We start from the raw sequence: 13,058 nt of genomic DNA, 5'->3' as shown, positions 1-13,058 counted from the left end.
TCAATCCCCTAGTCCCACAAAGGCAACCCCAAAAGGATGGCCAAAAATATGATGCCATAGGCAACGGTTCTGTAAAATTTTTCAAGCCCGGGATGGAACAAACGCGCGCCCAAGCGCGCCCCCGTGCCGTAGGGTAACAACAATATCAGCCCCAAAACAACCGCAGGCGGAGTAAGCAGCCCCTGGATCGCCATAAGGGGCAAGAGTAGCAGGCTGGTGACGGTCAGAAACACCAGGCTCGTCGCCCGCGACGTCGTGACGGAATCACGTCCCGCCAGTTGGAACAGCACCATCACCGGCCCCAGCAGACCGGTTGCCCCCCCGACAAACCCGGTGGCAAAGCCGATGGCGGACCGCGTTGCCAGCGTCGGTGTGGTCGCATAGCGCCACCCGGCGACCAGCGCCAACAGAGTGGCCGAAGTTACGCCGATCACACCCCAGCGCAGCACGGTCAGATCCGTCACCCGCAGTATCCACAGCCCTAGTGAGGCAGACAGCGTGGCACAGACGACCATGACCGCGACGCCCCTGCGGTTCACCTGCCCCCAGGCGCGCGGCACTACGGTGACAAAGGACGATAGCGCAGAAACGGCAAAGGCCGCGACTGCGACCTCCATCGACATGACTGAAGAGGCGAGCGGCATGAAAATCAGCGCCGCGCCGAATCCTGCGAATCCATAGACCACACCGGCGATGAAGACCGTCCCGATCAGCGCCCAGAGCCCCGGCATAGCGAGGGTCTGGGCGAGCAGGTCAGGCATCAATGTTGGAATACTGGTTGCCGGAATTCGCGTCGGGTCTGGTCCAGTCCCGCTTCACTCCGAACCGCAGCAACAGGGCCGAGGCGATGAAGATCGACGAATATGTACCGACGAAAATGCCCCACATCATCGCAAAGACAAAGCCGCGGATCACGTCACCGCCCAGCACGAACATGGCAATCAGCGCCAGCATCGTGGTGAGCGAGGTCATGATCGTCCGGCTCAGCGTCTCGTTTATCGAGATGTTGAGGACCTCTTTGAGCTCCATCTTCTTGTACTTGATCAGGTTTTCGCGCACCCGGTCAAACACCACGACAGTGTCGTTCAGCGAATAGCCAACGATGGTCAGCAAGGCCGCGATGATGGCGAGGTCAAACTTGATCTGCACTTCGGAAAACACACCGATGGTCAGCACCACGTCATGCACCAGCGCCAGCACGGCACCGACAGCGAACTGCCATTCGAACCGCAGCCAGATGTAGATCAGCACCGCCCCGATAGCGAGCAGCACCGCGATCACCGCCGTCTGGATCAGCTCGCCCGAAACCTTGGGGCCGACGGATTCCACTGAGGCAAAGCTGATATCCGGTGCGACCGTGGACAATGCCTGACGCAGCTGTTCGGTCGCTTCGGCGGTGATTGCCTCTTCCTCGTCCTGCGCCTGGATGCGAATCATCGCCACATTGTGGTCGGCACCAAAGCTGGGATCAAAAACCTCGGAAATGCTCACATCGCCCAGTTCCAGCGGCTGCAGCGCATTGCGATATCCGCCCACATCCACCGGCTGCGCACTAACCGTGCGGATGGTCGTGCCGCCACGGAAATCGATGCCGTAGTTCAGCCCCTGCACAAAGAAAGAGATCAGCGCGACCACCATCATCACGCCCGAGATACCGAGCCAAAGCTTGGATCTGCCAAAGAAGTCCCAGTTGGTATTGTCGGGCACCAGTCGCATACGCATTTGGATGAACCTTTCAGACTTCGATGGTTTTGGGACGCGTGCGGCGGAACCACATCGCAATCATAAGCCGTGTGACGAAGATTGCCGTAAAGACCGAGGTCACGATGCCCAGTCCCAGCGTGATGGCAAAGCCACGCACCGGACCCGAGCCCATGACGAACAGGATGATCGCCGTGATGATCGTGGTCAGGTTCGCGTCGACAATCGCGCTCTGGGCTTTTTCATAGCCCAGTTCGATCGCCCGTGCGGGCCCTTTGGCGGTGCGCAGTTCTTCGCGGATACGTTCAAAGATCAGCACGTTGGCGTCCACCGCCATACCGACGGTCAGAACGATACCCGCGATCCCCGGCAGGGTCAGCGTCGCACCGATCATGCTGAGCACCCCAAACAGCATCGCGATGTTGATGATCAGGGCGATGTTGGCAAAAACGCCGAACAGGCCATAGGTCAGGAACATGAACAGCAGCACCGCTGCACCCGCGACGACAGAGGCAACGCGCCCGGCATCAATGCTGTCCTGCCCCAGTTCCGGGCCGATCGTGCGTTCTTCGAGGAAATCCAGCGCCGCCGGCAGGGCACCGGCGCGCAGCAGCACGGCGAGGTTGGTCGATTCCTCGACCGAGAAATTGCCCGTGATGATACCCGATCCGCCTGCAATGTGGCTCTGGATCACGGGGGCAGAAATCACTTCTCCGTCCAGCACGATGGCAAAAGGCGATCCGATGTTGTTGGCGGTATAGTCACCAAATTTGCGCGCGCCCGACGGGTTGAAGCGGAAGTTCACCGCCGGTCGGCCATTCTGGTCAAAGGTCGGCTGCGCATCGACAAGCTCTTCGCCAGTCACGACGGGCGCCTGTTCCAGCGTGTAAAACAGACCTTCTTCGTCGCCGGCGGGCAGCACTTCGTTGCCCACGCCTGCGACGGCATCCTTGTCCGATCCGCGGCCCACCACGGGCTGGAACGTCAGTTGCGCGGTGGTGCCGATGATCGCCTTGAGTTCGGCCGTGGAACCGATGCCGGGCACCTGGATCAGGATGCGGTCGGTGCCCTGACGTTGAATCGTCGGTTCGCGGGTGCCAACAGCGTCGATCCGTCTGCGAATGATTTCAAGGCTTTGGCGCACCGTGCGTTCGTCCATCGCCTGACGTTCGGCCTCGGACAGGGTGACGATCAGCTCATCATCAACGCCGTTCACTTCCAGATCTGTCGACCCCGCCCCGGTCAGCGAAACGACTGGCTGCGCAAGGCCGCGCACAACCTCAAGAGCTTTCTCCATCCCCTCGGGTTTCGAGATTTTCACCCGCAGTTCCAGAGGGTTGGAGGGTTGCAGCCGCACGGTGCCGACGCTGTCGCGTTCCGGGCGCAAGGCATCGCGGACATCGGGCCAGAGCGTTTCGAGCCGCGAGGCATAGACATCGGCCACCCGCACCTCGGCCAGCAGATGCGCACCGCCCCGCAGGTCAAGCCCAAGGTTCACAAGACCCGAGGGCAGAAAGGCGGGCCACAGGGCGGCCTGCGCCTCAAGCTCTGCCGTAGAGCCTTGTTTCTCAATGGCTTTCACCGCGTCATTATGCATTTCGACACGGGTGTAGAAGGCGTTTGGCAGGGCAAAGTAAATGCCCAAGGCCACGAGCCCCCAGATGACGACGCGTTTCCAGAGATCAGTTTGCAACATCGCGGGGGGCCTACTTCAGGTCAAAGAACGGGTCAGGAATTAGCGGCGGGTTCAGTCTTGGACAGGACCTGAGCGATGGTGGACTGCACGACACGAACCTTGACGTTATCGGCCAGCTCAACCTCTACTTCGTTGTTTTCCTTGACCTTTACGACCTTACCAATCAGGCCGCCCTGGGTCACGATCTGATCGCCACGGCGCAGGGCCGACACCATCTTCTGGTGATCCTTCAGCTTTTTCTGCTGCGGACGGATAAGCAGGAAATACATGATCGCAAAGATCAGGATCAGCGGGACGAACTGCGCGATGGTACTGGTATCCATGGGGGCTCCTTTGGCATGAGGCGGGGCACCCCCGCTCGAATTGCGCGGAACCTATGTGCAGAGGGCGGGCTTTGCAAGGCGGGTTCTGTGCCGTCTGGCTGGCGTATGGAAACCGTATGGCAAGCGTATGGCTGGCGTATGGCTGCGGCGCGCGGGGATGTTGCGCGCGATTGTCAGGGGGGTGGGGCCGGTTTCGGGCGCAGGACTGCATCTCTTCTTGGCAGTAACCTCGGCCCGCGCCATGGTGAGCGGAGCATGACCAAGACAGAGATCACCATTCCCCTGCCCCCGGACACGGTCTGGGGCATTGCGACCCTGCTGGGCGCGGCGCTGGCCATGGGGATGGTGTTTCTGGCGCTCCTGCAGATGGGCCGTTCTGGCGTGAACCCGTTGGGGCGGTTGCCGGAGCGTCTGGGCCTGAGCGCCCTGAACCCCGGTCTGGTTATTATTCTGATCACGCTCTGGGGGTTGCTGTTCCTGACCCTCACCGCTGGGCTGTTCGGTCTGATTTTCGACATCCTTGTGCACGCGGTGCCAGATGGGGGCCAGACAGAGGATGTCTGGAACTGGCGCTTCAAGCTGGTGCAGATCACCGCGCTGACCGGGGTTCTGGGAGCAGTGACCGCCCTGCCCTTTACGTTGGTGCGGATCAGATTGACCGCCACGCAGAATATCACCGCGGCCGAGTCGCTGTTCAACGACAAGATCAACGCCGCGACGACGGATCTGTATGCGCAGCGGCAGGTGACGGAGGATTTGGCAGACGGTACGCGGTTCAATCGCTGGGAAGACGATGTGATCAAGCGCAACGCCGCCATCGACCGTCTGGAGGGTCTGGTCGAGGAACGCCCCGACACCGCCCCCCGAATCGCCCGGATGCTGAGCGTCTATGTCCGGGAATTGTCGCGGGAAATGAAGCCGAAGGAGGTGCCCGAAGGGGCAGGTCCCGGTGCAGTACGCGAATGGGCGCAAACTCTGGAACCAGCGCGGTCGGATCTGGAAAAGGCGGTCCAGACGCTTGGGCGTTTGCGCCGGGTGTCGAAACGCTCTGCTGAAGAGGTGCCCATCGACCTGCGATCAACTAACCTTCAGGGTTTTGAACTCGGGCGGGCGGATTTCCAGGAAGCAGAAATGAGCGGAGCGCAAATGCAGGGGACAGACCTCAGCGAGGCACAGTTGCAGGGAGCACGCCTCTTCCGGGCTCAGTTGCAGGGTGCAAACCTCAGCTTCGCTCAGATGCAGGGCGCAGGCCTCGGCGATGCTCAGTTGCAGGGAGCAAATCTAATGGTTGCCAATATGCAAGGGGCAGACCTCAGCGAGACACAACTTCAAGGGGCGGCACTAATCAGGGCTAAGTTGCAGGGGGCATATCTAAACTGGGCGCAATTGCAGGGGGCAAACCTCATGAACGCCCAGTTGCATGGGGCAGACCTCCACGAAGCGCAGCTGCAGGGGGCAAGTTTATATGAGGCGCAGCTGCAGGGGGCAAATCTCTTTGGAGTGGATTTTGACGCTTCAACCTCTCTCAGAGCGACGGCGCTCCGAGGTGCTGCTCTGAGAGACGTTGATTGTAACGTAGCACCATTTTTGCAGGATCACATAAACGGAGCTTATGGCGACGCCTCGGTAATCTTGGGAAAATTGGCAAAGCCGACGCATTGGGATCAGGGGGACGAGCCCCTTGGATTGGCTGCATTTGAGAAGGCATGGCGCGCCCACATGCGCAAACTTGGCATGGACCCGGATGATCCGAAGTGAGGACGGGGTGAACCCCGCCCTACGGCCTCGCCCCCCGCGTTCCGCGCGCCGGGTGGTGCCTGCCCGTGGGGTGGCGCCGGGACGGGTGAGCGGGACGCTTTATGGTGCGGGGTCGTTCGTCATTTGAGGCTATGCGCTGACGTCACCAAAGCGCCAGCCCGCCCGAACGGGCAGGCGCTGCCCGGCGCCTTTGGCTTGATTCCGGGCGGGTGTGGCTGCGGCGTTGTCGGGGGAAAGGGTGAATGGGTGTGATTGCAAGGGCAGGCGCTGCCCGGTGGTGCTGCGCACCTTGATTCCGGGCGGGGGTTGGGTTCAGGTAATTTGGCTGACGGGGGGACGGGGTGAAGCCTGCCCTACACCTTGGCGCGAAGATGTTGCATAAGATGGCGACGACTCAATTTTGCCTGTCCAAGGACCGATCCCATGCATGATATCCGCGCGCTTCGCGACAACCCGGCTGCGTTTGACGCGGCGCTACTGCGTCGTGGAACCGAGGGCGTGTCGGCCCAGATCCTGAGCCTTGACGAGGCGCGGCGCGGGGCGATCCATGCGGCCGAGACCGCGCAGGCGGAACAGAACGCCGCGTCAAAGGACGTGGGTCGCGCCAAGGCGAGCGGCGATGAGGCCGAATTTGCACGGCTGCGCGCGCTGGTGGGCGACAAGAAGGCCGAAGTGGCGGCGATGCAGACCCGCGCGAAAGAGCTGGATGACGAGCTGACGGCGCTGCTGATGGCGATCCCGAACCTGCCGTTCGACGACACCCCCGAGGGCGCGGACGAGGCGGATAACGTCGAGATGCGCCGGTGGGGCACGCCGCGCGCGTTGGATTTTGCGCCGAAGGAACACTACGAGATTCCCGCGGTGATCCCGGGCATGGATTTCGAAACGGCGGCCAAGCTGTCGGGCGCGCGGTTTGTCGTGCTGTCCGGTGCTGTGGCGCGGGTGCACCGGGCGCTGGCGCAGTTCATGCTGGATACGCACGTCGAGGAGAACGGGCTGGCCGAGACCTGGACCCCGGTTCTGGTGCGTGACGAAATGATGCTGGGCACCGGGCAGTTGCCGAAGTTCGGCGAGGATTCCTACCGCACGACCAACGGCTGGTGGCTGGTGCCGACGGCCGAGGTGACTTTGACCAATATCGTCAATGGGCTGACCGTTGAGGAAAGCTATTTGCCGCGCCGGTATGTGGCGCATACTCAGTGTTTCCGGTCGGAGGCCGGGTCGGCTGGGCGCGATACGGCGGGGATGCTGCGGCAGCACCAGTTTGAGAAGGTCGAGATGGTGTCGGTCACGCATCCCGATCAGAGCCGGGCCGAGCATGAGCGCATGACCGATTGCGCCGAGGGCATCCTGCGACGTCTGAACCTGCCCCACCGGACGGTGGTGCTGTGTACCGGTGACATGGGTTTCGGCGCGAGTCGGACCCATGACATCGAAGTCTGGCTGCCGGGGCAGAATACCTATCGCGAGATCAGTTCGGTTTCCGTCTGCGGCGATTTCCAGGCGCGTCGGATGAATGCGCGGTTCAAGCCTACGGCCGGCGGCAAACCCGAGTTCGTGCACACGCTGAACGGATCTGGCCTTGCCGTGGGGCGCTGCCTGATCGCGGTGCTTGAGAATGGTCAGCAGGCGGACGGGTCTGTCGATCTGCCAGAGGCGCTGCACCCTTGGCTGCGCGGCAAGACGCGGATCACCGCGCAGGGCGAGTTGGTCTGACGATGGCACGTCTGTGGTCCATACTGGTGCTGCTGGCGGCGGTGACCTTTGCCGCGTCGCCGTGGTTCGTTGACGGGTTCAAGGGCTTTTCGGCGGATCAGTTTCCGGTTCAGGTGCAGAATCCGCCGGTGCAGCCTGCGGGCTATGCCTTTGCGATCTGGGGGCTGATCTATGTCTGGCTGATCGCCGGTGCGGTGTTTGGTGCGATCTGGCGGGGGGATGACCCCGACTGGGCAGAGATGCGCCCGCCGCTGTTTGCAAGCCTTGTGGTCGGCACGGTCTGGCTGCCTGTTGCGGTTGCCTCGCCGCTCAGGGCGACGTTGCTGATCTGGGCCATGCTGGGCACGGCGCTGCTGGCCCTGTTCCGGGTCGGGGATACGGATCGCTGGTGGCAACGGGCGCCGGTGGCAATCTATGCGGGCTGGCTGACGGCGGCCAGTGCTGTGGCCGTTGGGGTCCTGCTGGGCGGGTACGGCTGGATGGCGCCGACGCCTGCGGCGCTGGTGTCACTGGCCCTTGGGCTGGGTATCGCGCTGGTGGTGCAATACCGGCTGCACCGCGCGCCAAGTTATGGCGTCACCGTGATCTGGGCGCTGGTTGGCGTGATCGTGGCGAATTACCAGCCGCTGAACATCGCCGTGGCTGGGCTGGCGGTACTGGGGATCATCGCGATCCTGGCGCTGCGCGGGACCGATACGGAGTAGATCACGACGGTTTTGCCGGGATCGGCGACCTGCCTGTCATCCGTCAGAGCGACGTGAGCCGGGCAGTGCCTGCCCCTGGGATGGCGCATGGGACCCCGGAGCGGCGCGCTTTATGTCTGCAATGTCATTCGTTCACTTGAGCGGAACGCTTACGTCACCAAAGCGCCGGCCCCGGGAAGGGGCAGACGCTGCCCGGCGGCGCTGCGCGCCTTGATTCCGGGCGGCCTGTCGGGATGATGCGGTTCAGGATGCAGACGCGGGTTGCTCCGCCACCGCATCCTTCTGCTCCAGCACGGCCTGATAGGCGTCATACTGGGACAGGAACACCTGCCCTGTCAGCTCATCCAGCAGGTGCCCGCGCTTGAGGCGGTCCATCACCGGGCCTTTGACCTCGGAGAGGTGCAGCTTGACCCCCATCTCGGAGAGGCGGTTGTTGATCGCCTCAAGGGATTCCACGGCGCTCAGGTCAATCTCGTTCACGGCGGAACACATCAGGATCACATGGCGCAGGGCGGTGTCGCCGGTGACGCGATTTGTGACGCTGTCCTCAAGGAAGCGGGCATTGGCGAAATACAGGCTTTCGTCCACGCGCATGGTCAGCACGGTGGGGTCGGTCTGCACCTCGTGGCGGTGGATATTGCGGAAATGCTGCGTACCGGGGACCAGCCCGACCTCGGCCACATGTGGGCGCGATGTCCTGTGCAGGTGCAGCAGGATCGACAGCAGCACACCCGACGACACGCCCGCCTCGACCCCGACCAGCAGCGTGACCAGCATGGTCACAGCGACGGCGGCGAAATCGCTGCGCGAATAGGTCCAGGCGGTTTTCAGGATCGACAGATCGACCAGCCCCAGCACGGCAACGATGATCGTGGCGGCAAGCGTGGCGTTCGGCAGGTAGTGGATCAGCGGCGTCAGCATCAGCGCCGCGATGGCAAGGCCGACGGCGGTATAGGCCCCGGCGGCCGGCGTTTCGGCCCCTGCGTCAAAGTTCACGACCGACCGGGAAAAGCCGCCGGTGACCGGGAAACCACCGGTAAAGGCGGCACCAAGGTTGGCGGCGCCCAGCCCGATCAGCTCCTGATCCGGGTCGATGCGCTGGCGGCGGCGGGCCGCAAGGGTCTGCGCCACCGAGATGGATTCGACAAAACCGATGATCGAGATCAGCAGCGCCGGGATCAGCAGCTGTTTGAGCAGTTCCGGTGACAGTGACGGCATGGTCAGCGGCGGCAGGCTTTGCGGGACGGCACCGACGATGTTGACGCCGCGCGCATCCAGCCCCAGCAACCAGACGGTGGCGGTGGTGACAATGACAGCGGCCACGGGGCCGGCCTTGGTCAGGGCGTCGGCCATGGCGGGCGACAGGCCCTTGGCGCGCAACAGCGGCTTCAGCCCCTTGCGGACCCAGAACAGGAAGGCCGTGGCGCTAAGACCGATGGCCAGCGTCCAGAAATTGACCGCGCCAAGGTTGCTCACCAGAGAGGTCAGCATTTCGATCAGCGTGTGGCCAGAGGCGGGAACGCCAAGGATGTATTTCAGCTGGCTGGCCGCGATCAGAATGCCCGAGGCGGTGATAAAGCCGGAAATCACCGGGTGCGACAGGAAGTTGGCCAGAAAGCCAAGCCGGAACACCCCCATGCCCAGCAGCATCAGCCCCGACATCAGCGCAAGGGTCAGCGCGGCGGCGCCGTAGCCGATCGTGCCCTGCGCCGCGATATTGCCGATCGCCGCCGCCGTCATCAGCGACACCACCGCCACCGGGCCAACCGCCAGCGCGCGGCTGGTGCCAAAGACCGCATAGAGCATGATCGGCACGATCGAGGCATAAAGACCCGCCTCGGGCGGCAGACCCGCCAGCAGGGCATAGGCCAGAGATTGCGGGATCAGCATGATGGTGACGATGACCGCGGCCAGCAGGTCATTGCCCAGTGCCGCGCGGTCATAACGCGAGCCCCAGTCGAGGATCGGCAGGTAACGGGCGAATTTCCTGGGTATCATGGCGGGGTCCCTGCTCGGCTGCGGCACCCGGGGCGGGACCGTCACACAGAGGGAATGTATTGCGATTGTGTCAGGGACTCAAGACGCATTCAAAAAAAAGAATGTGTCTTGAGTCCCTGACCACCGATACCACGGCCGAACTGCGGGCTCGCATCCCCCACAGGCGCCAGAAACCAGCGCGTGCGGAACGCGCGCTCAATTGGATCAAGCGCGGAACGCGCGCACAAGTGGATCAAGCGCGGTAGGCGCGCCAGGTTAGATCAAGCGCGGCTCACCGGTTGGTGGGCCGCTTTCCCAGATGCTTGGTCAGCGCGCCGGCATTGGTCTTGCGGCGGCCCTTGTAGGGGTTCTTGTCCGACTGGCCGCGCATGTACAGGCGGATCGGCGTGCCGGGCATGTCGAAATCCTCGCGCAGCGAGTTCACCAGATAGCGCGAATAGCTTTCGGGCATCTTGTCGGGATGCGAACACATGACGACAAAGCCGGGGGGACGCGTCTTGGCCTGGGTCATGTAGCGCAGTTTGATCCGCTTGCCCTGCGGCGCGGGTGGCGGGTGCTGTTCCAGCATGCCCGACAGCCAGCGGTTGAGAGCGGCGGTGGACACGCGACGGTTCCAGACCCGGTGCGCCTTCATGATGGCGGCGTGCAGCCGGTCCAGCCCCTTGCCGGTCTTGGCCGAGACGGTGACCAGCGGCGCGCCGCGCAGCTGCGGCAGAAGGCGCGTGAATTCCTCGCGCAGCATCTTCAGCTTGTCCTGCTTGTCGTCCTCGATGTCCCACTTGTTCACGGCGATGACCACGGCGCGGCCTTCGCGTTCGGCAAGGTCGGCGATGCGCAGATCCTGCTGTTCGAAGGGGATGGCGGCGTCCAGAAGCACCACCACGACCTCGGCGAATTTCACCGCGCGCAGGCCGTCAGACACGGAGAGCTTTTCCAGCTTTTCCTGAATCTTGGCCTTTTTGCGCATACCCGCCGTGTCAAAGATGCGCATCGGCACATCTTCCCAGTCGATCTGCACGGAAATCGCATCGCGGGTGATGCCGGCCTCTGGGCCGGTCAGCAGGCGTTCTTCGCCCATGATCTGGTTGATCAGCGTGGATTTGCCCGCGTTCGGGCGGCCCACGACGGCAATCTGCAGTGGCTTGGACTTGGTGATGGGGCGGGGCGAATCATCGTCCTCTTCGCCCACATCCACGTCGACTTCGGGCGCTTCTTCTTCGGCGCGCTCTTCGTAGGCGTCCGACAGCGGCATCAGTTGGGCATAAAGGTCGTTCAGACCTTCGCCGTGTTCGGCGGACAGGCGGATCGGTTCGCCGAGGCCCAGGCCATAGGCCTCGAGCACGCCGGAATCCGCCGCCGAGCCTTCGCCCTTGTTGGCGGCCAGGATCACATGCTTGGCGCGTTTGCGCAGGATTTCGGCCAGCACTTCGTCCATCGGTGTCACGCCGGCGCGGGCGTCGATCATGAACAGGCAGATGTCGGCCATATCCACTGCGCGTTCGGTCAGCTTGCGCATCCTACCCTGCAGGGATTCGTCCGTCGCCTCTTCGAGGCCGGCGGTGTCGATCACGGTGAATCGCAGGTCGCCGAGGCGCGCAGCGCCTTCGCGCAGGTCGCGTGTCACGCCGGGCTGATCGTCGACCAGCGCCAGACGTTTGCCCACAAGGCGATTGAAAAGTGTCGATTTGCCCACGTTGGGGCGTCCCACGATGGCGAGGGAAAAGGTCATGGTCAGGCTCCTCGGGTCGGCCACGCCGCCCGTTTCAAGCCGTCCCTCTACCGCATCGTGCGTCTAACGGAAAGCGTGCAATTGCCCCTTGCCCGAGACCACGTAAAGCACGCCGTTCACAACGATGGGTCGGGTGGTGGCCCCGCCATCGATGGCAGTGGTGCCGACAAGCGCGCCGCTGGTGGGGTCAAAGCTGCGGATCTGCCCGTCTGTCGAGGCGACGATCAGCCGCCCGCCTGCCAGAATGGGGCCAAGATTGGCAAAGGTGCGGTCACGCTTTTTCTGCGGGTTGCTGCGGGCCAGATAGCCGGGCAGGTCCACTGCCCAGATCTGGGTGCCATCGCGGGCATCCAGCCGGACAAGCTGATTGCGGTCGGAGACGAAAAACACCGAATCCCCGGCGGGCCACATCGGACCCAGCGCGCCCTGTTTGGCCGTCCAGAGCCGTTCGCCCGACGCCTTGTCCAGCGCCACGGTGCGGCCCGAGAAGTTGCCAGCAAAGACCGTATCGCCCGAGATCAGCGGATCGCCGGTCACATCGTCGATCAGCGCGATGGCCGATCCGTCACGACCGCCCGCGATATTCGCATTCCAGAGCTGCAGACCACCCTGACGGAAGGCCGCCTGAACGGTACCGTCGCCATAGGCAAACACGACGCGCTGATCATCGACCGCGGGTGCGGGCGCACCGGCCACGTTGTTGATGTCGCCCACGCCTTCGATCTGCCAGCGGATGCGACCATCCTGCGCCTCGACCGCCCAGGCAAGGCTGTCACCCGAGGTGAGATAGATCAGCCCGTCGCGGTAGGTCGGCGCGCCCGTCGCGGCACTGTCAAGGCGCTGGACCCAGATCTCGGCACCGGTTGCAGCGTCCAGCGCGCTGAGCGTGCCAAAGCCGGACGCAACATAAAGCCGCCCGTCTGCCGCCGCAAAACCGCCGCCCTGCGCCTGATTGCTTGCATCGCGCAGCGGGGTCAGGTTGTGGGTCCAGAGCACCTGACCATCCGTCGAAACGGCGGTCACCAGATTGGCGCTGTCCATGGTAAAGATGCGCCCGCCCAGGGCCACCTGATTGGTGTTGAGCTTGTGACGGCGTTGATCCCCCTGCCCGATGTTCACCGACCAGAGCGGTGTCAGGCTGGCGCCAAGGGCAGCGTTTTCGGTGCGGGCAAAGGGGCTGACGCCGCTTTGCGCCCATGCGGCATTGGCGACCTGCGCGGGAAGGTTGATCGCCCGCTGGGTGTTGGCAGGGGTGCCTTCCTCGGTGCCGCGGTTCTGCAGCACTTCGCGGATGCCAAGGCGTTCGCCGGGCAGGACCACTTCGTTCGATCCGCAGGCAGCGAGCAGGGTCGCCCCCAGGAGACCGGCCATAATCGTCAGTTTGCGCAAAGCTCTGCCCCCGTGGTCCGTCATCGTCTGGTTCCGCTCTGCCG

At 63.4% G+C, this 13,058-nt stretch carries 10 protein-coding genes; 3 read left to right on the top strand and 7 right to left on the bottom strand.

Features of this window, described 5'->3' with window-relative positions; translation table 11 throughout:
* Nucleotides 1-8: 8 nt before the first annotated feature.
* The 4 genes from CHB75_RS01605 to yajC are packed head-to-tail and all read right to left on the bottom strand — an operon-like array spanning nt 9 to nt 3,720.
* Nucleotides 9-761: a sulfite exporter TauE/SafE family protein gene (locus CHB75_RS01605; protein WP_089268760.1), complete on the bottom strand. Its 753-nt coding sequence runs from the start codon at nt 759-761 to the stop codon at nt 9-11.
* Nucleotides 754-1,722 (bottom strand): protein translocase subunit SecF, encoded by a 969-nt coding sequence (gene secF / locus CHB75_RS01600; protein WP_089268759.1) that lies wholly within the window; start codon nt 1,720-1,722, stop codon nt 754-756. Before secF ends, CHB75_RS01605 begins: the two co-directional genes overlap by 8 nt.
* Before the next feature lie 13 nt (nt 1,723-1,735).
* A complete protein-coding gene (secD, locus tag CHB75_RS01595) occupies nt 1,736-3,397 on the bottom strand; it encodes a protein translocase subunit SecD (RefSeq protein ID WP_089268758.1) in 1,662 nt (553 codons plus the stop codon).
* Nucleotides 3,398-3,429: 32 nt separating this feature from the next.
* Nucleotides 3,430-3,720: a preprotein translocase subunit YajC gene (gene yajC, locus CHB75_RS01590; protein ID WP_089268757.1), complete on the bottom strand. Its 291-nt coding sequence runs from the start codon at nt 3,718-3,720 to the stop codon at nt 3,430-3,432.
* Nucleotides 3,721-3,975: 255 nt separating this feature from the next.
* On the opposite strand from yajC, the gene CHB75_RS01585 reads away from it, so the two are divergent.
* From CHB75_RS01585 to CHB75_RS01575, 3 genes are all read left to right on the top strand, one after another.
* Nucleotides 3,976-5,478: a pentapeptide repeat-containing protein gene (locus CHB75_RS01585; protein ID WP_176439035.1), complete on the top strand. Its 1,503-nt coding sequence runs from the start codon at nt 3,976-3,978 to the stop codon at nt 5,476-5,478.
* A gap of 423 nt (nt 5,479-5,901) precedes the next feature.
* Nucleotides 5,902-7,194, top strand: a complete 1,293-nt coding sequence (serS, locus tag CHB75_RS01580; RefSeq protein WP_089268755.1) for a serine--tRNA ligase — start codon at nt 5,902-5,904, stop codon at nt 7,192-7,194.
* Between the two features lie 2 nt (nt 7,195-7,196).
* Nucleotides 7,197-7,898 carry a hypothetical protein gene (locus CHB75_RS01575; RefSeq protein ID WP_089268754.1) on the top strand — a complete coding sequence of 234 codons (702 nt, stop codon included), beginning with the start codon at nt 7,197-7,199 and terminating at the stop codon, nt 7,896-7,898.
* A gap of 243 nt (nt 7,899-8,141) precedes the next feature.
* Here the strand turns inward: CHB75_RS01575 and CHB75_RS01570 are convergent, their stop codons facing one another.
* The 3 genes from CHB75_RS01570 to CHB75_RS01560 all read right to left on the bottom strand — a co-directional run bounded on the left by CHB75_RS01570 (nt 8,142) and on the right by CHB75_RS01560 (nt 13,014).
* Nucleotides 8,142-9,896, bottom strand: a complete 1,755-nt coding sequence (locus tag CHB75_RS01570) for a SulP family inorganic anion transporter (protein ID WP_089268753.1) — start codon at nt 9,894-9,896, stop codon at nt 8,142-8,144.
* A gap of 271 nt (nt 9,897-10,167) precedes the next feature.
* On the bottom strand, nt 10,168-11,625 hold the full coding sequence (gene der / locus CHB75_RS01565; RefSeq protein ID WP_089268752.1) for a ribosome biogenesis GTPase Der: 1,458 nt from the start codon (nt 11,623-11,625) through the stop codon (nt 10,168-10,170).
* A 63-nt stretch (nt 11,626-11,688) separates the two neighbouring features.
* Nucleotides 11,689-13,014 carry a PQQ-like beta-propeller repeat protein gene (locus CHB75_RS01560; protein WP_089268976.1) on the bottom strand — a complete coding sequence of 442 codons (1,326 nt, stop codon included), beginning with the start codon at nt 13,012-13,014 and terminating at the stop codon, nt 11,689-11,691.
* Nucleotides 13,015-13,058: the final 44 nt, after the last annotated feature.

This window comes from Puniceibacterium sediminis, assembly GCF_900188035.1.
Lineage (GTDB): Bacteria > Pseudomonadota > Alphaproteobacteria > Rhodobacterales > Rhodobacteraceae > Puniceibacterium > Puniceibacterium sediminis.
This window is presented reverse-complemented; position numbering and strand designations above follow the sequence as displayed.